The 24,608-nt window shown below is 67.8% G+C and carries 22 protein-coding genes and 2 pseudogenes; 13 read left to right on the top strand and 11 right to left on the bottom strand.

Annotated elements, in window-relative coordinates; translation table 11 throughout:
- Nucleotide 1 precedes the first annotated feature (1 nt).
- Nucleotides 2-361 carry a DUF6482 family protein gene (locus NHL60_RS10325; protein WP_253442990.1) on the bottom strand — a complete coding sequence of 120 codons (360 nt, stop codon included), beginning with the start codon at nt 359-361 and terminating at the stop codon, nt 2-4.
- Nucleotides 362-421: 60 nt separating this feature from the next.
- Between NHL60_RS10325 and NHL60_RS10320 the strand changes: the two genes are divergently transcribed.
- From NHL60_RS10320 to NHL60_RS10310, 3 genes are all read left to right on the top strand, one after another.
- Nucleotides 422-880 carry a YchJ family protein gene (locus NHL60_RS10320; protein WP_253442988.1) on the top strand — a complete coding sequence of 153 codons (459 nt, stop codon included), beginning with the start codon at nt 422-424 and terminating at the stop codon, nt 878-880.
- A gap of 101 nt (nt 881-981) precedes the next feature.
- Entirely contained in the window at nt 982-2,121 is a 1,140-nt protein-coding gene (rluF, locus tag NHL60_RS10315) for a 23S rRNA pseudouridine(2604) synthase RluF (RefSeq protein WP_253442986.1), read from the top strand.
- 9 nt (nt 2,122-2,130) lie between these two features.
- Nucleotides 2,131-2,736 (top strand): DUF938 domain-containing protein, encoded by a 606-nt coding sequence (locus tag NHL60_RS10310; protein ID WP_253442976.1) that lies wholly within the window; start codon nt 2,131-2,133, stop codon nt 2,734-2,736.
- Nucleotide 2,737: 1 nt separating this feature from the next.
- Here NHL60_RS10310 and NHL60_RS10305 read toward each other — a convergent pair whose 3' ends face one another.
- Nucleotides 2,738-2,956 carry a hypothetical protein gene (locus NHL60_RS10305; RefSeq protein ID WP_253442974.1) on the bottom strand — a complete coding sequence of 73 codons (219 nt, stop codon included), beginning with the start codon at nt 2,954-2,956 and terminating at the stop codon, nt 2,738-2,740.
- A gap of 138 nt (nt 2,957-3,094) precedes the next feature.
- Here NHL60_RS10305 and NHL60_RS10300 point away from each other — a divergent pair, with 138 nt between their 5' ends.
- A complete protein-coding gene (locus NHL60_RS10300) occupies nt 3,095-4,474 on the top strand; it encodes an FAD-binding oxidoreductase (RefSeq protein ID WP_253442972.1) in 1,380 nt (459 codons plus the stop codon).
- A 7-nt stretch (nt 4,475-4,481) separates the two neighbouring features.
- Here NHL60_RS10300 and NHL60_RS10295 read toward each other — a convergent pair whose 3' ends face one another.
- The 5 genes and pseudogenes from NHL60_RS10295 to nfo all read right to left on the bottom strand — a co-directional run bounded on the left by NHL60_RS10295 (nt 4,482) and on the right by nfo (nt 8,504).
- Complete coding sequence (locus NHL60_RS10295) at nt 4,482-5,744, bottom strand: TRAP transporter large permease (protein WP_253442970.1); 1,263 nt, start codon at nt 5,742-5,744, stop codon at nt 4,482-4,484.
- Complete coding sequence (locus tag NHL60_RS10290; protein ID WP_253452128.1) at nt 5,741-6,229, bottom strand: TRAP transporter small permease; 489 nt, start codon at nt 6,227-6,229, stop codon at nt 5,741-5,743. The genes NHL60_RS10295 and NHL60_RS10290 overlap by 4 nt, the downstream gene beginning before the upstream one ends.
- A 62-nt stretch (nt 6,230-6,291) precedes the next feature.
- Nucleotides 6,292-7,182 (bottom strand): annotated as a pseudogene (locus NHL60_RS10285) (TRAP transporter substrate-binding protein); the annotation flags it as partial.
- A gap of 69 nt (nt 7,183-7,251) precedes the next feature.
- Nucleotides 7,252-7,593 (bottom strand): annotated as a pseudogene (locus tag NHL60_RS19585) (N-acetyltransferase family protein); the annotation flags it as partial.
- Between the two features lie 62 nt (nt 7,594-7,655).
- Complete coding sequence (gene nfo, locus NHL60_RS10275) at nt 7,656-8,504, bottom strand: deoxyribonuclease IV (protein WP_253442969.1); 849 nt, start codon at nt 8,502-8,504, stop codon at nt 7,656-7,658.
- Between the two features lie 135 nt (nt 8,505-8,639).
- Here nfo and NHL60_RS10270 point away from each other — a divergent pair, with 135 nt between their 5' ends.
- Nucleotides 8,640-9,113: a hypothetical protein gene (locus NHL60_RS10270; RefSeq protein ID WP_253442961.1), complete on the top strand. Its 474-nt coding sequence runs from the start codon at nt 8,640-8,642 to the stop codon at nt 9,111-9,113.
- Nucleotides 9,114-9,199: 86 nt separating this feature from the next.
- On the opposite strand, the gene NHL60_RS10265 is transcribed toward NHL60_RS10270, so the two are convergent.
- Nucleotides 9,200-10,159, bottom strand: coding sequence for a zinc metalloprotease HtpX (locus tag NHL60_RS10265; protein WP_253442959.1), 960 nt, complete (start codon nt 10,157-10,159; stop codon nt 9,200-9,202).
- A 544-nt stretch (nt 10,160-10,703) separates the two neighbouring features.
- Here NHL60_RS10265 and NHL60_RS10260 point away from each other — a divergent pair.
- The 4 genes from NHL60_RS10260 (at nt 10,704) to NHL60_RS10245 (ending at nt 17,273) form a co-directional block, all read left to right on the top strand.
- Complete coding sequence (locus tag NHL60_RS10260) at nt 10,704-14,378, top strand: ATP-binding protein (protein WP_253442957.1); 3,675 nt, start codon at nt 10,704-10,706, stop codon at nt 14,376-14,378.
- 38 nt (nt 14,379-14,416) lie between these two features.
- Entirely contained in the window at nt 14,417-15,043 is a 627-nt protein-coding gene (locus NHL60_RS10255; RefSeq protein WP_367399357.1) for a hypothetical protein, read from the top strand.
- Entirely contained in the window at nt 15,040-16,275 is a 1,236-nt protein-coding gene (locus tag NHL60_RS10250; RefSeq protein WP_253442938.1) for a hypothetical protein, read from the top strand. The genes NHL60_RS10255 and NHL60_RS10250 overlap by 4 nt, the downstream gene beginning before the upstream one ends.
- 119 nt (nt 16,276-16,394) lie before the next feature.
- Entirely contained in the window at nt 16,395-17,273 is an 879-nt protein-coding gene (locus NHL60_RS10245; RefSeq protein ID WP_253442936.1) for a hypothetical protein, read from the top strand.
- Between the two features lie 113 nt (nt 17,274-17,386).
- Here the strand turns inward: NHL60_RS10245 and NHL60_RS10240 are convergent, their stop codons facing one another.
- Nucleotides 17,387-17,998 carry a superoxide dismutase gene (locus tag NHL60_RS10240; protein WP_253442933.1) on the bottom strand — a complete coding sequence of 204 codons (612 nt, stop codon included), beginning with the start codon at nt 17,996-17,998 and terminating at the stop codon, nt 17,387-17,389.
- A 224-nt stretch (nt 17,999-18,222) separates the two neighbouring features.
- Here NHL60_RS10240 and NHL60_RS10235 point away from each other — a divergent pair, with 224 nt between their 5' ends.
- The 3 genes from NHL60_RS10235 (at nt 18,223) to NHL60_RS10225 (ending at nt 21,641) form a co-directional block, all read left to right on the top strand.
- Nucleotides 18,223-19,335: a transposase gene (locus tag NHL60_RS10235; protein WP_253442930.1), complete on the top strand. Its 1,113-nt coding sequence runs from the start codon at nt 18,223-18,225 to the stop codon at nt 19,333-19,335.
- Between the two features lie 267 nt (nt 19,336-19,602).
- Nucleotides 19,603-21,021 (top strand): DNA recombination protein RmuC, encoded by a 1,419-nt coding sequence (rmuC, locus tag NHL60_RS10230; RefSeq protein ID WP_253442928.1) that lies wholly within the window; start codon nt 19,603-19,605, stop codon nt 21,019-21,021.
- 149 nt (nt 21,022-21,170) lie between these two features.
- Complete coding sequence (locus tag NHL60_RS10225; RefSeq protein WP_253442925.1) at nt 21,171-21,641, top strand: hypothetical protein; 471 nt, start codon at nt 21,171-21,173, stop codon at nt 21,639-21,641.
- 9 nt (nt 21,642-21,650) lie between these two features.
- Here NHL60_RS10225 and NHL60_RS10220 read toward each other — a convergent pair whose 3' ends face one another.
- Nucleotides 21,651-22,328 carry a L,D-transpeptidase gene (locus NHL60_RS10220; protein WP_253442922.1) on the bottom strand — a complete coding sequence of 226 codons (678 nt, stop codon included), beginning with the start codon at nt 22,326-22,328 and terminating at the stop codon, nt 21,651-21,653.
- Between the two features lie 247 nt (nt 22,329-22,575).
- On the opposite strand from NHL60_RS10220, the gene NHL60_RS10215 reads away from it, so the two are divergent.
- Nucleotides 22,576-22,866, top strand: coding sequence for a DUF2628 domain-containing protein (locus NHL60_RS10215; protein ID WP_253442919.1), 291 nt, complete (start codon nt 22,576-22,578; stop codon nt 22,864-22,866).
- A gap of 54 nt (nt 22,867-22,920) precedes the next feature.
- Here NHL60_RS10215 and NHL60_RS10210 read toward each other — a convergent pair whose 3' ends face one another.
- Nucleotides 22,921-24,138: an IS256 family transposase gene (locus NHL60_RS10210; protein ID WP_253442917.1), complete on the bottom strand. Its 1,218-nt coding sequence runs from the start codon at nt 24,136-24,138 to the stop codon at nt 22,921-22,923.
- Nucleotides 24,139-24,608 lie beyond the last annotated feature (470 nt).

Genomic DNA, 24,608 nt, shown 5'->3' with positions numbered 1-24,608 from the left:
GCTACCCCTGGGTTCTGAAGGCGATACGGGTGCCGTGGGCGAGGCGGGCGTCGCGATCCATCGGGGCCGACGGGGGCAGGCCGACCATCTCGTCGGTCACCTCGGCCCAGGTCAGGATGCCGTGGGTCAGGCCCAGCGGCGCCAGGGCGCGGCTGATCCACTGGGTGCCGGTGAAGCGGCGGGTCTCGCCGTTTCCGTCCACCAGGCGGCTATCACCGCCGGCATGGTGAAGGCGCACCAGATAGTAGCCCATGTCGAGGGAGTGGACTTCCACCAGCGGCAGCGCTGCGGGATCCAGGCGGCGGGCCAGGTCCTCCAGCGTCAGAGTGGCGGGCAGGGCGGGGGCGTTCAGGGGTATCATGGGACTCTCCAATAGTTGGACATGAGCGTTCATCTTAGCGCGACCTGTACAGGAGTTGTCATGCCCCACCGCGCCGATCGCTGCCCCTGCGGCAGCGGCATCCCACTGGCCCAGTGCTGTGCCCGCTACCACGCCGGCGAGCCTGCCCCCAGCCCGGAGGCCCTGATGCGTTCACGCTACAGCGCCTTCGCCCTGGGCCTTGCCGATTACCTGCTGGCCAGCTGGCACTCCGCGACCCGCCCCGCCGAGCTGGCGCCGGACGATGCCACCCGCTGGCTGCGCCTGGAAGTGCTGGAGAGCGGCGAGCAGGGTGACGAGGGGCGGGTGCACTTCCGGGCCGTCTTCCGGGAGGGACGCCGCTTCGGCGTGCTGGAGGAGGCGTCGCGCTTTCGACGCGAGGCGGGCCGCTGGGCCTACCTGGACGGTACGCCGTCGGTGTCGCGGCTCAAGCCGGGCCGCAACGACCCCTGCCCCTGCGGCAGCGGGCGCAAGCTCAAGCAGTGCTGCGGCGCGGGTTGAGACCCCGGACCGGCTGGCCGTCGGGCGGACCAGCCCTTACACTGCCCGCCAGCACGCCGTATCCCCTCGGCACCACCCATTTCACGTTCCGGACGCGTCCCATGGCCCAGACCCTCTCCAAGCGCATCAACAAGTACATCAGCGAGAGCGGTATCTGCTCCCGGCGCGAGGCGGACCGCTATATCGAGCAGGGCAATGTCCGGATCGACGGCCGCCGCGCCACCCCCGGCGATCAGGTCTATCCGGGCAGCGTGGTCAAGGTCAACGGCCAGGTCATCGAGCCCCTGGCCCTGGAGGACGAGGACCTGGTGTTCATCGCCCTCAACAAGCCGGTGGGCATCGTCAGCACCACCGAGCCGAGCGAGAAGGCCAATATCGTCGATTTCGTCGGCCACGGTACGCGGATCTTCCCCATCGGGCGGCTCGACAAGGACTCCCAGGGGCTTATCTTCCTGACCAACAACGGCGACCTGGTCAACCGCATCCTGCGGGCGAGCAACCAGCACGAGAAGGAGTACCGGGTCACCGTCAACAAGCCGATCACCGACGACTTCATCCAGGGCATGGGGGGCGGCGTGCCGATCCTGGGCGAAGTGACGAAGAAGTGCCCGGTGGTCAAGGAGTCCCGCTTCGTCTTCAATATCACCCTGGTCCAGGGGCTGAATCGCCAGATTCGCCGCATGTGCGAGGTGTTCGGCTACGAGGTGGTCAAGCTGGAGCGGCTGCGGATCATGAACGTCACCCTCAAGGGGCTCGCCGAGGGCGACTGGCGGGACCTGACGCCCGCCGAGGTGTCGACCATCCTCGCCATGACCGAGGGCTCCTCCTCCGAGGCGGGAGGCGACGGTCGACGCAAGGCGCGGCGCCAGGGGAGCAGAGCGGGGCCTGGCAAGGCGGCCGCAAAGCCCCGCGGTGGCTCACGCCAGGGGGCCGGGGGCAAGCCTGCCGCCGGCAGAAGTGAGGGCGGCAAGGCGGCCGCTGGCAGAAGTGCGGGTGGCAAGACGGCCGGCGGCAAGGCCCAGGCGCGCAAGGGTGGCGCCGAGAAGGCCCGCGGCGGCAAGAGTGCCGCGGCGGGTAAAGGGGGGGCGGCGGGAAAAGGGGCCGCGGCGGGCAAAGGGGCCTCTGCCGGCAAGGCGAGCCGTTCGGGCAAGCCGGGGACTCGCCAGGCCAGGTCCGGCGCACCGGGAGCCCGGGGCAAGCCGACGCCCGGCAAGCCCGGCGGGCGCAAGAATCGGAAATAGGGAGAGCCCATGCACGATCTTCGTCGACAGAGCCCCGCCGTGGCCCGCAACTGCCGGCCGATTCTCGAGGTGCTGAAGCAGCGGCTGCCCGAGCGGGCCCGGGTGCTGGAACTTGCCAGCGGTAGCGGGGAGCACGCCCTGGCCTTCGCCACCGCCATGCCCGGCTGGCAGTGGCAGCCCAGCGACCCTGCCGAGCCGGCCCTGGCCTCCATCGCCGCCTGGCGGGAAGCGGCGGCGCTGCCCAACCTGGCCGCGCCGATACGCCTCGATGTCACCGCTCCCGGCGACTGGCCGCAGGGCCCCTTCGATGCCGTCGTCGCCATCAACCTGATCCATATCTCGCCCTGGGCGGTGGCCGAGGCGCTGATGGCCCGCGCCGGGGAGCGCCTGGTGCCGGGAGGCGTCCTCTACCTCTACGGCCCCTATCGACGGGGCGGCGCGCATACCTCTGCGAGCAACGCCGCCTTCGACGCCGACCTGAGGCGACGCGATCCGCGCTGGGGCGTGCGCGACCTGGAGGCGGTCGCCGCCGAGGCCGAGCGCCACGGCCTGGCCCTCCAGCGCGTCGCCGAGATGCCCGCCAACAACCTCAGCGTGCTCTTCGTTCGGCCGTGACTCACTCCGCCGGCGCCGCTTCGCGCTCCGGTATCTCCCCGGGCACCCGATAGCGGGGCGCCTGCTGCTGGCGCTCCTCCCGGGTCAGGGTCTCGTCCTCGGCGGGGACGCCCCACAGGGTCTCCTGGCTACCGTCGGGAAAGGTGTAGGTGGTGCAGCCGGTGAGCAGCAGAGGGCCGAACAGCAGGGTGGTCAGCAGGGTCGAGCGCTTGGCGAGCATGCGGCATCCTTGGTGGCATCTTGTGGTGGAGTCGGGTGCCCGGGGGCCCGGGCCTGTCGACCTTACCCAGACGCTATCGCCCTGGGAAGGGGGAATGGGAGAGAATGGTGCCTTTACCTTCTCCCCGGGAGCCCGACCATGCAGCAGCTGCTTGACCACATCGCCGAGATCGTCGGCCGCGACCACCTCCTGACCGGTGAAGCCGTGCGCCAGCGCAACGCCGACTGGTTCACTCACTCTCCCTGCGAGGCCGCGGCGATCGTGCGTCCCGCCAATACCGAGCAGCTCAGTCGCGTCATGGCGCTCTGCCACGCGGCCGGTCAGCCGGTGGTGACCCATGGCGGGCTCACCGGCGTGGTCCACGGGGCCGTGGCGGCGCCCAACGAGCTGGCCGTCTCCCTGGAGCGCATGACGGCGATCGAGGCGGTCGACCCGGTGGGCGGCACCCTCACCGCTCAGGCCGGGGTCCCGCTGCAGCGGGTCCAGGAGGCCGCCGTCGAGATCGGCATGCAGTTCCCCGTCGACCTGGGCGCCCGGGGCTCCTGCACCATTGGCGGCAATATCGCCACCAATGCCGGCGGCATCCGGGTGATCCGCTACGGCATGATGCGCCAGCAGGTGCTGGGACTCGAGGCGGTGCTGGCCGACGGTCGCGTCATCAGCTCCATGAATACCATGCTCAAGAACAACGCCGGTTACGACCTCAAGCAGCTCTTCATCGGCAGCGAGGGGACGCTCGGCATCGTCACCCGCGCCGTGCTGCGCCTGCAGCCGGCCCTGCCCAGCGAGCAGTGCGCCCTGGTGTCGGTGCCCTCCTTCGAGGCCTTGACCAGGCTGCTCAACCTGGCGCCCCGGCGCATCGGGCTGAGCGCCTTCGAGGCGCTCTGGAACAGCCACTACCGGCTGATGACCGAGGAGAGCGGCGCCCACACCCCGCCGCTGGCCACCGATTCGCCCTTCTACGCCATCCTCGAGAGCCAGGGCATGGATACCGAGCGCGACGCCGAGCAGTTCCAGGCGCTGCTGGAGGAGGCCTTCGAGGCGGAGCTGATCACCGACGCGGTGCTGGCAAGCTCCGAGGCCCAGCGCCAGGCGATCTGGGCGATCCGCGAGGACATCGAGGCGCTGGTGCGCACCCTGAAGCCGATGTTCTCCTTCGATATCAGTCTGCCGATTCCCGCCATGGAGACTTATGTGGAGGGGCTCGAGCAGCGCCTGGCCGAGGCCTTTCCCGGGGTCGCGCGGCTGGTCGCCTTCGGCCACCTGGGGGACGGCAACCTGCATATCATGGTGACCGTGCGCGACGCCGCCGCCGAGTGCCGGCGGGCGGTGGAGCAGCTGGTCTATGCGCCCCTGGCCGAGATCGGCGGCTCCGTCTCCGCCGAGCACGGCATCGGCCTGGAGAAGCGTGACTACCTGCACTTCAGTCGCAGCGAGGAGGAGATCGCTACCATGCGCCTGCTCAAGCAGGCCCTCGATCCCAAGGGGCTGCTCAATCCCGGCAAGGTGCTGGGTTAGGCGCCGCTCAGGCGCCGGACCAGCCCGCGAGTATCGGCACGTAGACCACCAGCAGCAGCACCGTGATCAGCCCTACCAAGTAGGGGAGGATCGCTCGGGTGATACGCTCCAGCGGAAGCTGGGTCACTGAGGAGGCCACGTAGAGGTTGATCGCTACCGGCGGGGTGATCATGCCGATGGCGAGCCCCATCACGATGATGATGCCGAAGTGGATCGGATCGATGCCGAGCTGGGTCACCAGGGGCAGGAGCACAGGGGTGAGGATGATCAGAGCGCTGGCCGTCTCGATGAAGACCCCGGTGAGCAGGATCACCGCCACCACCAGCAGCATGATCACTAGCGGGTCGGTGGAGAGGGAGAGTACCGCACTGGCGATGGCGCCGGGCACCTGCCAGCTGGAGAGGGTCCAGCTCAGTACCGCCGAGGTGGCGATCACCAGCATGATCACCGAGGTGGTGATCGCCGAGCGGATCAGGATGCGGTAGACGTCGGCAAGGCTGAGGTCGCGGTAGACGAACAGCGACACCAGCAGGGCGTAGTTGACCGCTACTACCGCCGCCTCGCTGGGCGTGAAGATACCCGAGAAGATGCCGCCCAGGATGATCACTGGGGTCATCAGCCCCCAGCTGGCGCTCAGGAAGGTGCGCCAGATGGTGGCCAGCGAGAGCTCGGTGCCCCGCGGGTAGTTGCGCCGGTAGGCCTGGACGATGGCGATGGCGCCGAGCCCCAGCCCCATGGCGATACCCGGCACGATGCCGCTCAGGAACAGCTTGGAGACCGACTGCTGGGCGATCACTGCGTAGATGATCATCGGCACCGAGGGCGGAATCACCACGCCGATGGTGCCGCTGGCGGCGATCAGGCTGGCCGCCGAGGCCGGGTCGTAGCCCTTCTTGCGCAGCTCCGGCACCAGGCTCGAGCCCACCGCGGCGGTGGTAGCGGCGCCGGAGCCGGAGATGGCGGCGAAGAACATGCCGGCGCCCACCGAGACTAGGGAGAGTCCGCCCTTCAGAAAGCCGAAGAGGGCATCGGCGAAGTCGACCAACTTTTCGCTCACCTTGCCCTGGGCCATCAGGTCGCCGGCGAGGATGAACATGGGCACCGCCACCAGGGCGAAGGAGTTGATGCCCTGGAACATCTGCTGGGTGACCACCATCAGGGGCACGCCCTGGGCATTCAAGGCCAGCAGGGTGCTGGCGCCGATGGCCAGGGCGATGGGGACCCCCAGCAGCATGAAGACGAGGAACAGAAGAAACAGCACACCGGTCATGGGAGAGGCTCCTCGGCAGTGCCGCTGCCACCCTTGTCATCGTCCCGGGCGGCATCCGGCCCCTGGATCAGCAGCTCCAGCAGGTCGACCAGGGCGTACCAGGTCATGATCGCCGCCGAGAGCGGGATGACGGCGTAGACATAAGTCATGGATAGGCGCAGCGAGGCCGACTTCTGGAAGCTCTGCACCTGCATGTAGCGATGGCCGATCACCACCAGCGCCACCATGAAGCCCAGCGTCACCAGCACCGCGGCGATGCGCGCAAGCTGACGCAGGCGCAGCGGCAGGGCGTCCACCACGAAGGTCACGGCGATATGGCGCCCGCGCTGGAAGGCCAGGGTGGCGGCGAGGAAGGTGATCCACACCAGCAGGAAGCGGGCGACCTCCTCGGTCCAGCCCACGGCGGTGAAAAAGACCCGCGAGACGATCTGCAGGGTGATCACGCCGATCAACGCCGCCATGCCCGCGAAGACCACGGGCTGCATGACGGCGTCGAGGGCGCGCTCACTCCACTGCAGGGGTCGCAGCAGGAAGCGCGCGGTCAGGCTCACTGGTCAAGCGCCTCCTGGATACGCTCGAGGTAGTCGCCGAACTGCTCGCCGTACTTCTCGTAGACCGGCGCCACGGCGGTCTGGAAGGCCTCGAGGTCTGGCTCCTCGATGACCTGCATGCCGGCAGCGCGCAGCTCGGCCAGCTGGTCGGCCTCCATCTCTGCGTTCACTCGCCGCTCATGTTCAGCGGCCTCCTGGGCGGCCTCGACTAGCACCTGCTGTGCCGCCTCCGGCAGCTGGTTCCAGCTCGGCATGCCCATTACGAAGATTGCCGGCGCATAGGTGTGCCGGGTCAGCGTCATGTGCGCCTGGGTCTCGTTGAGCTTGAAGGAGTGGATGACGTTGACCGGGTTCTCCTGGCCATCGATGGTGCCCTGCTGCATGGCGGTCAGCGCCTCGGTCCAGGCCATGGGGATGGCGTTGGCGCCGAGCTCGCGGAAGGTGTCGGTGTAGACCGGGTTCTCCATCACGCGGATGCGCAGGCCGTCGAGGTCATCGGGGTTCGATACCGGGCGCTCGCTGTTGGTCAGGTTGCGAAAGCCACGCTCGGCGTAGGCCAGGCCCTTGAGGTTGACCTCGGCGAGCTTGTCGAGGAGCTCCTGGCCGATCTCGCCATCCAGCACCTCATAGGCGGCCTCGGGGCTCGGGAAGAGGAAGGGCAGCTCGAAGACCGCCATCTCTTCGACGAAGTTGGCCACCGGCCCGTTGGTGATCACCCCCATGTCCACGGTGCCGATCTGCATCCCCTCGAGTAGGGTGCGTTCGTCGCCCAGGCTGGCGTTGGGGTAGAGATCCACGGAGACCGCACCCTCGGTGCGCTCCTGTACCAGCTCCTGGAACTTCACGGCGGCGATATGGAAGCCGTCCTGTTCGTTGACCACGTGGGCGTCCACCGGGCCCTGCTCGGGGTGGCGAAAGGCCCGGGGCAGGGTGCCGGCGATGGCGAAGCCGTGCTTCTGCCACAGCCTCACCGCCACCTCGTTGGTGGCTACCACCAGGTTGTACTGCATGGCGCTGAAGCCGAGCTCCCGGGCGAGCGCCAGGGAGTGCTCGCACATCTCTCCCGCCACCCCCAGGCCGCGGGCCTGTGCGGCGACGATATAGCCGCAGTTGGCCACGTGGTCGCCGGGGCCGGCCTGGTTGGCCTTGAGGTAGTAGGTGCCGAGTAGGGTGCCCTGTGCGTCCACCGCCACCCGCACCGCCCTGGGCAGCTCGATCCACATCCTGTGGGCCTCCTGTTCGGTGATGTCGCGGGAGATGGCGTAGGTCTCGCCGGCCCGGAACACCGGCTCGAGCATCGCCCAGACCGCGGGCCAGTCGGCGGGGTCATAGGCGCGCACGCCGATCTGGGGTGAGCCGCTCATGGGGCCTCCTGCTGGGCGCGCAGCCAGGCGATCTCCTCGGCCCAGATGGCGGGCTCGATGGTCTCCAGCACCAGGGGCATGCCGTCGGTGCGCGGGTCGCGCATCAGGGTGGTAAAGCACGCCAGGCCGATATTGCCCTGGCCGAGGCTATGGTGGCGGTCGACTCGGCTGCCCAGCTCGCTCTTGGCATCGTTCAGGTGCATCCCCTTGAGATACTCGATGCCCACCACGGCGTCGAATTCGTCGAGCATGGCGGTGGTGGCCTCGGCGGTGCGCAGATCGTAGCCGGCGGCGAAGGCGTGGCAGGTGTCGAGGCAGACGCCGACGCGGCTCTTGTCCTCCACCCGCTCGATCACCTCGGCCAGGTGCTCGAAGCGCCAGCCCAGGTTGCTGCCCTGGCCGGCGGTGTTCTCGAGCACGGCGATCACGCCCCGGGTGCGACTCAGGGTCTCGTTGAGGGACTCGGCGATGCGGGCCAGGCAGTCGCTTTCGCTGATCTTCCTGAGGTGGCTGCCCGGGTGGAAATTGAGCCGGTCGATGCCGAGCTGCTCGCAGCGCTGCACCTCGTCGAGGAAGGCGGCCCGGGACTTGGCCAGCCCCTCCGCTTCGGGATGGCCGAGATTGATCAGGTAGCTGTCGTGGGGAAGGATCTGCCCCGGACCGAAACCGTGGCGCCGGCAGGCCGAGCGAAAGGCCTCGACGGTGGCGTCATCCAGCGGCTTGGCCTTCCACTGGCGCTGATTCTTGGTGAAGAGGGCGAAGGCGTTGGCGCCGATCGCAACGGCACGCTGCACCGCCTGATCGACGCCGCCCGCGGCGCTGACGTGGGCTCCGAGATACTTCATGGTGAACGGCCTGGCTCCTGTGGTGTCACGCTAGAGGCTCGAGATTCTAGCGCAAGTCGCCGCTCGGCGCGGGGTGTCATCCCCGACGGCGGCGTGCTAGGGTCCTTGGATACCCATGATTTTCCAGGAGATTGCATGACATTTGCCAAGCCCCTCGCCGTGATCGGCAGCAGCGCCCTCGCCCTGACCTTCGCCCTGGCCGCCCCGGCCATTGCCCAGCAGATGCCCCAGGGTGCGCCCAGCGCCGAACAGCAGGTGGCCCAGCTCGACCAGCTGGTTGACCTGGACGCCGGACAGGAGCAGGAGCTGGTCGCGCTGCTGACCGATGGCCAGGAGCGGCTGCAGTCGCTGCAGGCCGAGGCCCAGACCGTGCAGATGCAGATCCACGAGCAGATCGGCCCGGGCTATGACGAGTCCGCTATCCGCCGCGACGCCGAGCGTCTCGGCCAGCTAACCGGCGACATGACCGCCGAGAGCGCCCTGATGCAGGCGCGGATCCAGGACACCCTGAGCCAGGAGCAGCGCGACGAGCTCGAGCGCCTGGCCCAGGAGCAGGAGCAGCAGATGCGCCAGATGCAGGAGCAGATGCAGCAGCAACAGCCGCAGTAATATCGCCGGGGGGAGACTCCCAGCTCAGCTTCGGGGCCCGGCCCCGGAGCCAGTCGAGAGGCGGCCCTTCGGGGCCGCCTCTTGCGTCAGCGCCTGGGGCGTCGCCAGAGCCAGTCGCGGTGGCTCAGGGGCTCCGGGGGCTGGAGCCTCAGCGGGTCGTCCGGCACATAGGGGCGAGGCGAGGGGCGCCTTGGCGGCTGACGCTCGGCCAGGGCCAGCAGGCGGCGGATGCGCTCCTCGGTGGGCGGGTGGGTCTGCAGCAGTCGGAACCAGCTCGGTGGCCTCTGGCCGAGCAGCAGGGAGGTGAGCCACAGCCCCTGATGGTGCTCGAGCACCTGTAGGGCCGACGCCAGGCTGGCCGGGTCCCGGGTCAGGGCGGCGGCCTCCAGGTCGGCGGTAAACTCCCGGTTTCGCGACAGCGCCAGCTGCAGCAGGGTGCTGGTGGAGGGAGCGAAGGCGACCAGCAGCAGCTCCAGCCAAGGCATGCGCAGCTCCCCGGCCAGCACCATCGGCAGCATCAGCAGAAGCCCCAGCTGCACCAGGAAGGCCCCCCAGATGGTCAGCCGCGTCATGGTGGCCGCCATGGACATCACCCGGGTATCGCCGTGGCGCAGATGGCTGACCTCGTGAGCCAGCACCCCGGCCAGCTGGCGCAGGTCCAGGGTGCGGGTCAGCCCGGCGGTGATGGCGATGCCGCCCTCACGGGCGTCACCGACCGCGAAGGCGTTGAGATCAGCGGTGGGCACCAGGAAGAGCTGGGGTTCGCCCTTGAGGCCGGCCCGGTAGTAGAGGATATCCAGCACCCGATAGAGCTCCGGCGCCTGATAGCGCTGCAGAAGTCCCGCCCGGGTGCGGGCCAGGGCCAGGCGCGGCGGCAGGCGTCCGCCCAGGTAGAGCGTCAGCGCTACCAGCCCGAAGGCCCAGATCACCCCGAAGCTCCCCGCCAGCAGGTAGCCGGGTACCGCCAGCAGCAGCGCCAGCCCCGCCAGGATCAGCAGGTGCTGCAAGGCATTTTTTAGCCGCTGGGCGGCGAATCGGTGCGACATTTTGACTCCGGAGCAGTGTCAATATAAGCAAGATAACTTGTTGTCATGCCGAAGAATTTAGCGTAAATGGCTGAACGCAAAGGCGAACCGGCACGCTGGAAGCTATGATGGAAATTGATCCCATGTATTGAAATTTCGTTTTGGCTGGGGTTTAGTAGTACTTCCACTACTAAGGAGACACGCCATGTCCACTTCCCTCCATACCCTCAACCTGGACAGCGAAGTCCTCGAGCACTGGGCAAGCCATGCCCTGGCCCAGCAGGCCGCCAGCGAGGCGCTGCGTCGCTATATCGCCTGATCGGCGTGACAGCCAGCCGCGCGGTTCCATCCGCCGCCGACCGCCACGCGGATCGCCCAGGCGATCATCATTGCTCCTGAGGCCAGGGAAGGCCCGCTCCCCGCTCGTTTCGTCTCTCCCCGCCCCTTTTGTGTCCCTCCCTGCTTTGCAGCATACTCTGCCATCTACCGACAGGCACGGCAGCGCCCGGCGCCCAACGGCGGCCCGGTGAGCGCAACGGCAAGGATCAAGGACCAAGGACGCGACATGGCTCACCTGCTACGCATCGTGATGATCCACGGCCACCTCGAAGGCGTGGTGGAACTCAGCGTGGATGGCCACACCAATATCTGCGGCACCAACGCCTCGGGCAAGACCACCCTGCAGCGACTGGTGCCGGTCTTCTACGGTGAGCTGCCCAACCGGGTGGTACCGAAGACCCGCCTCAAGTTCGATGCCTTCTACCTCCCGCACCGCAACAGCTACCTGGTCTACGAGTACCGCCGGGAGGAGGGCGACATCTGCCAGGCGGTGCTGACCCGCAAGAGCGAAGGGGGCGTGGAGTACCGCTTCGTCGCCGCCCCCTACCGGCCGGAAGACTATCTGGTACAGAGCGAGGGCGGCGTCGCCGCCCTCGACTATGCCCAGTGGTTCAGCGGCCTGCGCCGCCAGGGCATCGCCACCTCCCACAAGCTCGGCGCCACCTCCGAGTATCGCGCGGTGATCCAGAACGACTTCACCCAGCAGGGCAGCGGCCCCGGCGGTCGTCGCGACGGCCTGCGCCTGCGTCAGGTCGCCGCCCGCTTTAGCCTGGTGCGCCCTGGACAGCGCATTCGCCACATGGAGAAACTGGTCTCGGCGGTGCACGCCAAGGAGGGCAAGATGGACACCCTCAAGACCATGCTGGCGGCGATCTTCGAGGAGGATGGGGTCGAGCTGCCGGTGACCCGCATCCGCAACACCAAGGCCCGGGAGTGGATCGCCCGCATGCGCCAGTCCATGCGCCTGGAGCCCCTGCAGCACGCCGTCGAGGCCCTACAGCGCCTCGACGGCGAGATCGCCGACCTGGAGGCCAGGCTCTGGCAGCTCAGGCCCCAGCTCGAGGCCGACCGCCACCGTGCCGAGCGGGAGTCGGCCGACCTCGAGGCGCGGCTGGGCGAGCGCCAGCGCGACTTCCAGGCCCGGGAGCAGGCCCACGAGGAGGCCCGGGGCGAGCTCAACGCCCGGATCAGCGAGCTCGACAGCGAGCTCGACCAGGCTCGCCGGGTGCTTGATGACCTGCAGCGCCAGTTCGAGGCCTTCGAGGAGGCCGACATGCCGGGGCTCGAGCGCGACCTCAAGGCGCTGCCCCAGTGGCGCGAGCAGCAGCAGCAGATGCGCGAGCACCTCGAGCAGCTGCAGCAGGTGGCCCAGGCGAGCAAGGCCCGCCTGGATGCCCGGCTAGTGGAGCTTGGCGACCTGCTGGAGCGCCAGGGCGAGGAGACCCAGGCGCTGATCGACGCCCTCGGCGAGGAGAAGGAGGCCTGCCGCGAGGCCAGAAGCGAGGAGGAGCGCCGCCTGGAGGCCGACTACCAGGCCCGCCGCCAGGCCCTGGATGACGGCTACCGCAGCCGCCTGGAGGAGGGCACCGCCCGGCTCTCCGAGCTGAAGGCCCGGCTCGCCCACTCGGGGCCGACCCCGGAGGAGGCCCGGGAGGCCGAGCAGGCCCAGGCCCGGGTCGACCAGGCCCAGAGCGAGCAGAGCGCGGCCGCCGGCACGCTGGAGACCCTGCGCGGTGAGCTCGACGAGTGCCGCAAGTCCCGTGAGCTCGCCGAGCGCGACCTGGAACTGGCCCGCACCCAGCTCTCCCGGGTCCGCGGGCGCCTGGAGGAGCTGCGGGTCCAGCGCGACCCCGCCCAGGGCAGCCTGCGCCACTTCCTGCGCCACCACCGTCCCGGCTGGGAGCAGGGGCTCGGCAAGGTGCTCGCCCCGGAGCTCCTGGAGCGCCGCGACCTCGCCCCCCAGTTCAACGACGACGCCAGCGAGGACCTCTTCGGCCTGGCGCTGGACCTTTCCGCCATCGCGCTGCCCGATCACGCCCAGGACGAGGCGAGCCTGCTGGCCGAGATCGAGGCCGCCGACCAGGCGCTGGCCCAGGCGGAGGAGGGCGAGAAGGCCGCCGAGAAGGCCCTCAAGGCGCGCCACGACAGGGTGCAGGAGGCCGATGCCCGGCTCGAGCGGGCCCGGGCGGCGCGGCGCCGCGCCGCCGAGGAGGTGGACTACGCCCTCCAGGCCCGCAGCCAGTGTCAGCAGCGCCACGACGCCGCCCGCCAGGCCCGCCAGGCTACCGCCCGGGAGGCCCTGGAGGAGCAGCAGGCGCTGCAGCAGGCGCTGCGCGACGAGCAGCAGCAGGCCCTGGAGGCCCTGGCCGATACCCATCGTGCCCAGCGCCTGGAGCTCGCCGCCGACTTCCAGGGCCGTATCGACGGCTTCGACCAGCAGATCGCCCGGCACCGCGGCCAGCTGGCCGAGCTCAAGGAGGAGCACCGCCGCCAGCGCGAGGAGCTGGAGGCCGCCTACGACCGCGAGCTGGCCGAGCAGGGGGTGGATACCGTCAGCCTGGGCGAGACCCGGCGGCGCCTCAAGGCGCTGGAGCAGCGCATTCGCCAGACGGCCGATCGCCAGGATCAGCTGGATGAGTATCGCCGCTTTATGCGGGTGGAGTGGGGCGAGCGCAAGCCCCGCCTGGTGGCCCGGGAGGCCGAGCTCTCCCGGGAGCTCCAGGCCGCCGAGCGCCAGCGCGAGACCCTGAAGCAGCAGTTCCAGGCCGCTCGTCGTGAGCATCAGGCGGCGGTGGGCGAGCTCAAGGCGAAGCGCGGCGTCGAGCAGCAGCGCCTCGAGACCCTGGCCCCGCTGCTCGCCAAGCTGGAGGCGTTGCCCCTCGACGACGCCCCGGCGCCTCTGGCCGAGGCGCCGGGAGACGCCGAGGAGCGCATCGAGCGGGTGCGCCAGGCCCTGAGCGACCACGCCAGGCGCCTCGATGAGCTGCGTCGCGGCTGCGAGAAGGTGGAGTCCGACCTCATCAAGGGCGCCAGCGCCGACTTCCAGGCTACCCTGGAGGCGGAGCGCGGCCGGCTCGAGGACCCCAGCCCCCGACGGCTGCTCGGCGTGCTGGCCGGCATGCTGACGCTCCTCGAGGGCCAGCAGCAGCAGCTCCTCCAGGAGGGGCGCAACCTCTCCGACGACCTCGACAAGTTCTTCACCGTCTTCCGTGACCTCAACCGGCGCATCAACGCCCAGAGCCGGCGCCTCTCCGACGAGGTGGCCGACGACCTGAGGCTCGAGGGGATCGGCCGCGCCGAGGTGAGGATCCAGTCCACCATCGACGAGCTGGGCTTCTGGGAGCCGCTCAAGCGCTTCGCCCAGCGCTACCGGGAGTGGCGCGACTCCGGCCGGCCGCTGCCCGGCGACGACTACCTCGACGCCCTGGCCGACGTGGTGGAGCTCCTGCGCAGCGACCAGCAGTACAGCTTCGAGAGCCTGCTGCGCCTGGAGCTGCACCTCAACGAGGGGGGCACGGACCTGGTGATCAAGAACGACCGCCAGCTGCTGGAGTCCTCCAGCCACGGCATGGCCTACCTGATCCTCTGCAAGTTCCTGCTCGCCTTCACCCGGCTGCTGCGCGGCCAGGCGCAGGTGGCGATCCACTGGCCCATCGACGAGATCGGCACCCTGGCCTACCACAACGTCGAGAAGCTCTTCGACGCCTGCGACAACAACCGCATCCATATCGTCGGCGCCTTCCCCAACCCGGAGTCGGACGTGCTGCTGCTGTTCCACAACCGCTACCTGATCGACCGCGACGAGCAACATCCTGAGAAGCGCCGTCTCAAGCGCATCGAGCCGCGGCTGAGCCGCCTGGCCCAGCGCCTCCAGGCCCGCGCCGAGGAGGTGGCCTCATGAGCGAAGCATCGATGAGTGAGATCCAGGCCGAGCGCTCCCTGGTGGAGCTGGGGCCTCTGCTGGAGAAGCTGCTGGCCGGCGGCTTCATCTGCGCGGTGAGCGACGAGGCGGCCTTCCGCCACCTCCAGGAGGAGGCGACCCGGGAGCGGATCGACGCCTACCTGAGGCCCCTCAACCGGCGGCTCGCCAGCAACGCCGACGGCAGCGTCCACTTCCTGGCCTGGCGCGCCCTGGACGAGGGCGCTCGGGAGCAGCTCTCTCGCCAGCTGGCCGAGACGGTGGGCAGCCTGCTGCCGCTGCTGGAGTGGCTGCAGCTGGTGCAGGAGGCCCTGGGCCGCGACGGCCTGGCCGCCCCGGGGGACGTGCTCAAGCCCGCCGACTTCAGCTCCCGCTGCGAGGACAACCAGGGCCTGCGCGAGCGCCTCGAGCGGCTGGCCACCGACCCCTTCTTCGGCTCCCAGAGCGACCAGCTCGATGCCCAGCTCAAGCAGGTCTTCAAGCGCCTGCGCGAGCACGGCTACCTGGTCCAGCCCCACGCCGACCGCCAGTACTTCGTGGTGACCGGCAAGATCGACTATCTGATCGACCTGGTGCGTTTCATCCGCGACGAGGAGAACCTGCCCGTGGACGACCAGGCGCCGGCCGCCCAGGAGAGCCTGCTGTGAGCGCCGACCCCCACGCCCTGGAGAGTCGCCTGGTGAGCACCGGGGTCGAGCGCCTGGCGCTGCTCGGCAAGCACGCCGAGGCGCTGATGGCGGGCTATGCCCGGGAGGAGGTGCCCCTGGAGGGGCTCAGCACCACGGCCCTCAACCGCCTGCTGGCGGCGCGGATCCTGTGGCGCCCCGACGAGCAGGGCGGGGTGAAGCTCGCCCCCAAGGTGCGCGAGCTGATCGCCGAGATGCTCGCCGACGAGACCCGTCGCCACGTCAACGCCGACGTGGCCGAGACCCTGGAGCTCCTGCGCAGCCTGGTGCAGAGCTACCGGGAGGCGCGAGACGCCGGGGAGTACTGGCGCCAGGAGCAGCAGCTCTTGCGCCTGCGCCAGGAGGTCGACGACCTCAACGGGCGCTTCGCCGACGCCATCGACAGCCTGTGGCGGCGGCTGAACAGCGACTTCGGCTTCGTCAGCCGCCTAGGCGACAAGATCCGCGAGAACGAGCGCGCCCAGAAGCAGATCGAGCGCCTCCTCGACGGCCTCTCACTGATCGACTTCGATGAGCTGATCGACCTGGTGGGCAGCGACGGCGCCCTGCGCAAGCTGCTGGTCAGCGGCCTGCAGCAGCAGCTCACCCAGCACTTCACCAGCCTGCGCGAGGTGCAGCGGCGCCTGGTCGAGCTGATGGCGCGCTTTCGCCAACAGCAGGCGCGCAGCCGTCTGGTGGCCGGCATGGCTGGCTTCCTGCGCGAGCATCCGGGCTTCGTGCCGGGCAACTACGCCATGCGCGGCGAGGTGCCGGGGCTGGTCAACCGCGCCGCTCCTCTGCACGCCGCAGGGGCCCTGGCGCTCGACCGCGACGCCGACGCCCGGACGCTCACCGAGCTGCTCCACCGCCTGCCGAGGCCCGCCCATCGCCCGGAGCCCGTTACCGCCGCCGGGGCCGCCGCGCTCCAGGACGATACCCTGGTGGCCGCCCGCCAGCAGGCCCTCAAGGAGGACGTGGAGCGCTTCTACCTCGGCGTGGTGGATCTCGGCGGCGAGCCCCGAAGCGCCCTCGAGTACCTGGAGGCGGCCGGCCACGACTGGAGCCCGGAGATCTGGCTCTTCCAGGTCATCGCCGAGTACCAGGGCCTGCCCAGGAGCGAGCAGCGCGCCTTCCGCCTGCGCCAGCAGGAGAGCCAGGCCGGCCCCTACAACCAGCTCTACCTGATCCACGATGTGGTGCTGCAGCTGGCCTGACGGACGGCCTCGATCGCCGACAGATCGCGCTCCCACGGGCGGGAGGCCTGCTGATTAAATGCAGGAGCGCAGATCCTGCGCGATGGCGCCGCAGGCGCCCGATATAGCGAGGAGACCCCATGCACCTGACCACAAGCGCCCGCCGCCTGCTTCGCGGCGCCGTCGAAAGGCTCCGCCGCGAGCCCATGGTGGAGAAACGCCGGGGCAGGGCGGTCGACGAGATCGTCGCCTGGCTCGACGAGCACCATCTCGACCCCGGCCCGCGCCTCTCCCACGCCTGGCTGCGCCTCGACCGCGAGCTGCTGGCGCAGATCGACGAGGCCCTTATGCTTGCCGGGGAGGCCCCGCTTGCCGTGAACCTCGGCGGCATGAGTTCTCTCGAGCAGGCCCGCCACGGCAACCGCGAGGAGAAGGGCGGCCGCGCGAAGCCCCGGGCGCATCGGGTGCTGGCCAGCCTGCCCGCCGGTGCCCCGCGGCCGGGCATTGCCGGTGATGCGCGGGAGGTGCTCGACCTGGACCGGCGCCGGCTTGATCTCGCCGCCTTCGATGCCCTGGTGCAGGTCGAGAACCTCGACAGCTTCTATGCGCTGCCCGGCGAGCTTCCGGCCCTGGCAAGCTGGGCGCGGCCGCTGCTCCTCTATCGGGGCGACAGGCATTACGGCGGCGGCTTCGCCGACCTGGCCCTCGACTGGGCCGCCAGCGGGCGGCCGCATCTCTATCTCGGCGACTTCGACGCCCGGGGCGTGGGCCTCGCCCTGGAGAGCGGCGCCACCCACCTGCTGCTGCCGCCCCTGGCGTTTCTTGGTCGCCACGCCAACGGCGAGCACCAGCCGCCGGGGCAGCAGGACTATCACCCGGCCCTGCGCGACCACGCCGCCGGGCTTGCCGAGGGGCACCCATTGGCGGGTTATCTTGAGCTCCTGCTGGGGGAGCAGCGCGGCCTGCGCCAGCAGTGGTTCGGCGACCTGGCGGCGCTGGAGCCGGTGCCCCTGTCCTGAGGTGCCTCTGTCCCGAGAGGAGCCCCGGAAACGACAACGCCGCACCCGGAGGTGCGGCGTTGGGGTAGTGCCAGCGGGCGGCGGGCCGCCTGCTGGCTCTAAGCCGGCGGCTATCAGGCAGTGGCGGCCTGGTAGCGACGCTCGACCTCGTCCCAGTCGATCACGTTGAAGAACTCGGCGATGTAGTCCGGGCGCTTGTTCTGGAACTTGAGGTAGTAGGCGTGCTCCCAGACGTCCAGGCCCAGCACCGGGGTGTTGCCGTTGGAGATCGGGCTGTCCTGGTTCAGGGAGTTCTCCACCACCAGCGTCTTCTGCGGGGTGACGGAGAGCCAGGCCCAGCCGCTGCCGAAGCGACCCAGGGCCGCCTTGGTGAAGGCGTCCTTGAAGGCGTCGAAGCCGCCCAGCTCGCTGTCGATGGCCTCGGCCACCTTGCCCTTGGGCGCACCGCCGCCGTTGGGTGACATCATCTGCCAGAACATGGTGTGGTTGGAGTGGCCGCCGCCGTTGTTGATGACCGCCTGACGCTTGTCGGCCGGGACCTTGTCCAGGTCGGCCAGCAGCTCGTCGACCGGCACCTCCTCAAGGCCAGTACCCTCGAGGGCGGCGTTGAGGTTGTTGACGTAGGTCTGATGGTGCCGGGAGTGGTGAATCTCCATGGTGAGCGCATCGATATGCGGCTCGAGGGCATCGTAGGCGTACGGAAGATCGGGCAGGGTATGCGGCATGATCAAACCTCCTGTTTTTCTGATTGCCGAGAAAAGCGTTCCTCGTTTGCACCCGCCATGATGGCAGAGGCGGGGCGAGGTGACAAATCACAATCGTTATCCAAAAGCGCGTAAAACCTCTTCCTGAGTCGCGAAGCGCGAAGGGAGGGGATACAAGCGCGGCACCCGGCAGGGTGCCTTATGGGTGCTTGAGGTCTTACAAAAGACACCCTATCCTGTAACCTATGCAAACCCAACGCGCCTACAAATACCGTTTCTATCCGACGCCTGAGCAGGAAGCCCTGCTGGCGCGGACATTCGGGTGCGTCCGGTTTGTGTGGAATGCCGTGCTTCGCTATCGCACGGATGCCTTTTACGAACGCCAGGAGAAGATTGGCTACACCGACGCCAGCGCGTTTCTCACGCAGCTGAAAAAGCAGCCGGATACCGCGTTTCTGGCGGAGGTCAGTTCGGTGCCGTTGCAGCAATGCCTGCGTCACCAGCAGACCGCCTTCAAGAACTTCTTTGCCAAGCGCGCGCGGTATCCCCGCTTTAAATCCAAAAAGCACCGCCAGTCAGCCACCTTTGCCAGCTCGGCGTTTGCGTATCGTGATGGCCAGCTCACGCTGGCCAAGTGCCGCGAACCGCTCAACATCCGCTGGAGTCAATCGCTGCCTTCGGCACCCAGCACCGTTACCGTTTCTAAAGATTGTGCCGGTCGTTATTTCATCAGTTGCCTGTGCAAGGTGGAAACGGATACCTTAACGGTCACACCCAAGATGATCGGTATTGACCTCGGGCTGAAAGACTTGTTCGTGACCAGCGATGGTACCAAGGTCAACAACCCGCGCCATACGGCACGCTACGAGCGTAAGCTGGCGCGGGCACAGCGAAAGCTGTCTCGCAAAAAGAAAGGCTCGGCCAATCGCGCCGCGGCCAGACAGAAAGTGGCGCGGTGCCACGCGAAAATCGCCGATACCCGCCTTGACCATCTCCATAAACTCACCCGGCAGATCGTTAACGAGAACCAAGTGATCTGTCTTGAAAGCCTCGCGGTGAAACATATGGTCAAGAACCGGCGTCTTTCCAAAGCTATCAGCGATGCTGGCTGGGGCGAGCTTGCCCGGCAATTGGCCTACAAAGCTGAATGGGCAGGGCGTCAATTCATCCAGATCGACCGCTGGTATCCCAGCAGCAAACGCTGCCATGGTTGCGGGTATGTGCTGGAAGCGCTACCGCTTGATGTGCGCGTCTGGGATTGTCCGGGATGCGGCACCCAGGGCATCGACCGGGACATCAACGCCGCCCGCAATATCCTACAAGCTGGCGCTGCGCTATTGGCCGGTGCCGACAGTTGAAGCGACTACCGAGGGGCACTCGGGAAGCGACGCCTGTGGAGTTTGTGTAAGACCGACAATGCTAAGGCATTGAGGCAACGGACAGTGAAGCAGGAACCAGGAAGGTGACGACCTGGGAATCCTCATCCTGAAGCGCGCCAGCGCTGAAGGGTGGGGAGGATGTCAACAGGTTATATACCATCCCGGGGCGCTTCGGTATGGTGACTCACGGCTTGCCATGCCCGCTGCGCGCCCTCAAGCAGGCCGCCAACCACCAGGAGAGTCGTCATGTTCGCCGCGCCGCCTGTCGCCACTGCCCTGTCGCTGTTTGCCGGTTCGCTGGCCCTTGTGCTTGTGCTCTGCCTGCTGCAGTCCCGGCGGCTCGGCACGGCCCGCCGCGAGCTCGAGGCGACCCGCGACGCCCTCCATGCCCATCAGCTGGAGGCCCGGGAGCAGATGGTGGCGCTGCAGGTGGCGGAGGGCGAGGTGGAGACCCAGCGGGAGGCCGTTCGGGAGCAGGCCCAGGCCCTGTCGCGGCTGCGTGACGACTACTATGCCCTCCGGCAGAGCCACGGCGAGCTCGCCACCCGACTGGAGGAGAAGGAGGCGAGCTTTCGCCGCCAGCTGGCGTGGATGGAGGAGAGCAAGCAGCAGCTCAAGGTGGAGTTCGAGAACCTGGCCAACGAGCTGCTGGAGCAGAAGGGCCGGGCCTTCTCGTCGCTCTCCGAGCGCAACCTGCAGACGCTGCTGCAGCCCTTCCAGAACGAGATCAAGGGCTTTCGCGAGAAGGTCGAGGCTCTTCACACCCAGGAGACCGCCCAGCGGGCGAGTCTCACCACCGAGCTCAAGCACCTCCAGCAGCTCAACCGCGACATCACCGACCAGGCCGCCCGGCTCACCGAGGCGCTCAAGGGCCAGAAGAAGGTGCAGGGCAACTGGGGCGAGCTGATGCTGGAGAATGTCCTCGACAGCGCCGGCCTGCGCCCCGGTGAAGACTATGTGCGCGAAAAGAGCTTCGCCACGGAGGAGGGCAAGCGGCGCCCGGATGCGCTGGTCTACCTGCCCCAGGGGCGCCACCTGGTGATCGACGCCAAGACGTCGCTGGCCGCCTACCTGGAGTACGTCAACGCCGAGGATGAGCTGACCCGCCAGCGGGCACTGGCCGACCACGCCCGGGCGGTGGGCGCGCGCATCGAGGAGCTGGCCGACAAGCACTACTATGACCTGCCGGGCCTCAACTCCCCGGAGGTGGTGGTGATGTTCATCCCGGTGGAGTCGGCCTATATCGAGGCGCTGCGCCACGACGCCACCCTCTATCAGCGGGCCATCGAGCGCAGCGTCCTGGTGGCCACCCCCACCACCCTGCTGACCAGCTTGAACATCGTCGCCCAGCTGTGGCGCTTCGAGAACCAGAGCCGCCACAGCGCCGAACTGGCCAGGCGGGCGGAGCGCTTCTACCACAAGCTGGCCACCTTCCTGGAGAGCATGCAGGACGTGGGCAGGAAGCTCGATGGCGCCCGGGAGAGTTACGACAGGGCGCTGGGGCAGCTGGTGAACGGCCGTGGCAATCTGGTCAAGCAGGCCAACGAGTTCAAGGAACTGGGGGTGGCAGTAAAGAAAGAGCTGCCGACCGAGATCGTCGAGCGTGCCAGGCTGGAGGTGGGAGCCTCGGCCGGTGACGCCACCGCTTTTGATACCGATCTATGATGGAATTTGCTGTGATATCGAGCCGTTCACGCTGGTGTAAGTCCCCAGGTCAAGGTCCCGGCGCCCCAGAGGGCGTATGATGGAGGCAGCCTGATCGAGCGGCGCCGCGACAGCCAGCGGCGCCTTAGTTGTTACCCAGGAGGGAACCCATGATGAACATCCAGCACCGCATCGACCGCCCCTATGAGGCCGGCTGCATCGAAGTCTACGGCGATGAGCCCTTCGAGTGGCGCATCCTCGACCATGCCGGCCACGTGGTGCGCGACAGCGCCGGCAACGGCAGCGATGCCGGCTGCGGCTACGACTCTCCGATCATCGCACTGCGCGATGCCATCGCCTTCGATGCCGACGACAGCGTGGTGCCGATCTTCTTCCGCCATGCTGCCGATGCCGAGCTGGAGAACGCCGCCCAGGTGCATCGTATTGCCGATGTGCTGCGCGCCATGGCCACTGCGCTGAAAAGCAGCAGAAGCCAGGCCGTGCTGGATCGAAGGCACGCCAGCGACGATGAGGCCCAGGACTACCTGGACGCGAGAATCGCCGTGATGGAGGGCGTCGTCCAGGAGCTGGAGGAGAGTGCCGGGCGCCTGCATGCGGTGACTCACGCCGCGGCAGGCTGAGCCCAGGCGCTACTGGATCAGTATCGGGGTGTCGACCCCCACCAGGGAGGCGAGGGCGCGGACCTGATCGTTCTCCACGGCCAGACACCCCTCGGTCCAGTCGACCCGCTGGTTGAGGAAGGGATCGCGGTTCCCCAGGCCGTGGATGCCGATATGGCCCCCGAGGGAGGTGTTGGGGTAGGAGAGGCGGTGGCGCTGGTAGTGGCGGCGAATCTGCTCCGCCTCCTCCGGAGTGATCAGCCCCTCCGCCAGGGCCTGATCCGCTACCCGCGGGTTCGGGTAGTTGATGCCGATGAAGGTAGCATACTGGCTTCTGGGGTTGATCCGCTCGACGCGGAACTCTCCCTTCGGCGTCATGGCGCTGCCGCGGGTACGCAGATTCTCGGCGCCGTTGATGCCGATGGCGAAGTGGGGGATCTCGTGGATCACGTGCCGGCCGCGCACCACGGAGAGGCGGCGATCCTTCACGCTGATATGCAGCCAGACCACCCCGTCCTCCACCGGCAGCAGGCTGATCCCCGTCTTTACATCCTCCAGGAAGTGCTGGCCAGGCGAGCTCGTCACGGGGCTCGACGGCGGCTCCGGCGAGTCGATCAGCGAGGCGCTGGCAGGGCCGGCGGCCAGCAGCAGGGCCAGGGAAGTGAGGGCGAACAGCTTGAGGTAGCGGGAGGGCTTGGGCGGCGGCATGGGGGTATCAGGGTCGGCTGTGAGCGATGATGGGGGAATCTACCACGCCCCGGTCCCGGCCGGCAGGGGCTTACGATACATTCCATTAACGCTACCAAAAAGCAGAAGAGAAACTGAATGATGCGGAGAGGGCCTGTGAAAAGCCAGCAAACTCGACACATGGCTCAACCGCTAAGCGTAGCGGAGAGCTGTAATATGGCAGGGGGCACTGCGGGAGCGCTGTGTCCTGCCGTCCAGGGAGGTTCTCATGAAAGAGTTTAAGATCTACCAGTACCCCGAAGGTCGACATGAAGCCGTCAAGCAGGGCTGGTCATGGCCCGGGTTCTTCTTCGGCCCCATCTGGGCCTTGGTCAAGAAGATGTGGGGCCTGGGTGCGGGCCTGCTTGTTGCCGTGATAGTGTTGGCTATGTTCCCCGTAGAAAGCGCTATAGGCCTGCTGGCGACGCTAATCTCGTTGGGGATCTATGTTGCCTGCGGTATCAACGGCAACCGCTGGCGTGAGAAGCATCTCTCCAGCCGTGGCTATGAACATGGGTAGTGTCCCGTCAAGTGGTGTAACAGCGGGTGAGGCCACCGCGGCCTTCGCTGACTGTTACGCCGCCTCCTCGTGAATCAATTGTTCGGCGCCTGCCTCAGTCGGCTCCTTGAGCACCGGGGCCAGGCTCTCCAGGCTCAGGTACCGGCGGCTGACTTGCCATTCATCGTTCTGCTCCAGCAGTACCGCTCCGACCAGGCGCGTCACCGACGCGTTGTTGGGGAAGATCCCGACGACGTTGCTGCGCCGTTTGATCTCCTTGTTCAGCCGCTCCAAGCAGTTCGTGGACGCCAACTTCGGCCAGTGATCTTTCGGGAAGGCCATGAACGCCAGCACGTCCTCCTCGGCGCTATCCATGCAGTCCGCCGCCTTGGCGAAACGCTCACGCAGGCTGTCGGCCACCTGCCGCCACTGGCGCGTCGCTGCGGCTTGATCCGGCTGGGCAAAGGCCGTGCGCACCGCCGCCGAGATCGCTGGCTGGTGGGCCTTAGGGACCTGCGAGAGCACGTTGCGCATGAAGTGCACTCGACAGCGTTGCCAGCCCGCCCCAGTCAGTACCGTCGCGATCGCCTTTTTCAGCCCCTCGTGAGCGTCGGAGATGACCAGGCGAGTGCCCTTCAGCCCCCGGGCCACCAGCGAGCGTAGGAACGCCGTCCAGAAGCCCTCCGTCTCAGCCGGACCTGCGGAGAGGCCCAGCACCTCACGGTAGCCGTCCTGATTCACCACCGTGGCCACCACCACCGCCTGGCTCGCTACCGGGCCGTGCTCTCGACTCTTGATATAGGTCGCGTCGAGCCATACGTAGGGCCAGTGCCCCTCCAGCGGCCGCTCCAGGAAGCTTTGGACGCGCTCATCGATCGAGGCGCACAGTCGGGAGACCTGCGACTTGGAGATCCCGGTCATCCCCATGGCCTGGACCAGCTCGTCGACCTTACGAGTGGAGATGCCCTGCACGTAGGCCTCCTGCACCACCGCCGTGAGCGCTTGCTCGCTCATCCGCCGCGGCTCGAGGAAGCCGGGGAAGTAGCTGCCCTGGCGGAGCTTGGGGACCTTGAGATCCACTCGGCCCATACGCGTCTCCAACGGCCGCTCCCGGTAGCCATTGCGCCGGTTGACCCGCTCCTCGGAGCGCTCGTGGCGATCGGCCCCGCACAGCTCGGCCACCTCGTGCTCCATCAGCTCCTGGAGCATGAAGGCCAGCGTCTCACGCAGGAAGTCCGGTGCCACCGCTCGCTTTTCAAGCAGCTCCGTCAGTGCCATGCTCTTGTTGGTCATCGTGGGGTTCCTTCGGTTGGTTGCGTGTTTGGCGACTTGCAACTTTATCGAAGGCCCATGGTGACCTCATCCTCCCGTCTGAATTACACCTCTTCCCGGGACGTTACCTGAACATGTGGGTACCGTCTCGGCATCGAATCCCGACGGAGCGATAGCGATCTTCATCAAAGGGCGGAATGCGGGTGAATAGTCAAACCTCCGCCGGATAGTTGGCTGAGCGGAGGCTTGTCATCTGACAGCAGGAACCCACAAGGATCACCGTGGTTTTCTATTGGCACACAACGAAAAACGACCGCTCAGTGATGACCCTAAGCCGCTATTTGTGATGCTTTAAAAAGGCCGGCAATCGCCGGCCTCCGTTCGTTGCGCGTGATAGCGCCAAAAACGCCTGCACGTTTTGGGAAAGTATTGAGTGCACAGCAAAACAGCCGCCCGGCATGACCCGTAAGCGGCTGTTTTGTCTTGAATAA

This window comes from Halomonas sp. Y3 (assembly GCF_024137965.1).
GTDB classification, from domain to species: domain Bacteria; phylum Pseudomonadota; class Gammaproteobacteria; order Pseudomonadales; family Halomonadaceae; genus Halomonas; species Halomonas mongoliensis.
The sequence above is the reverse complement of the archived record's forward strand: the minus strand, read 5'-3'. Positions and strand labels throughout refer to the sequence as shown.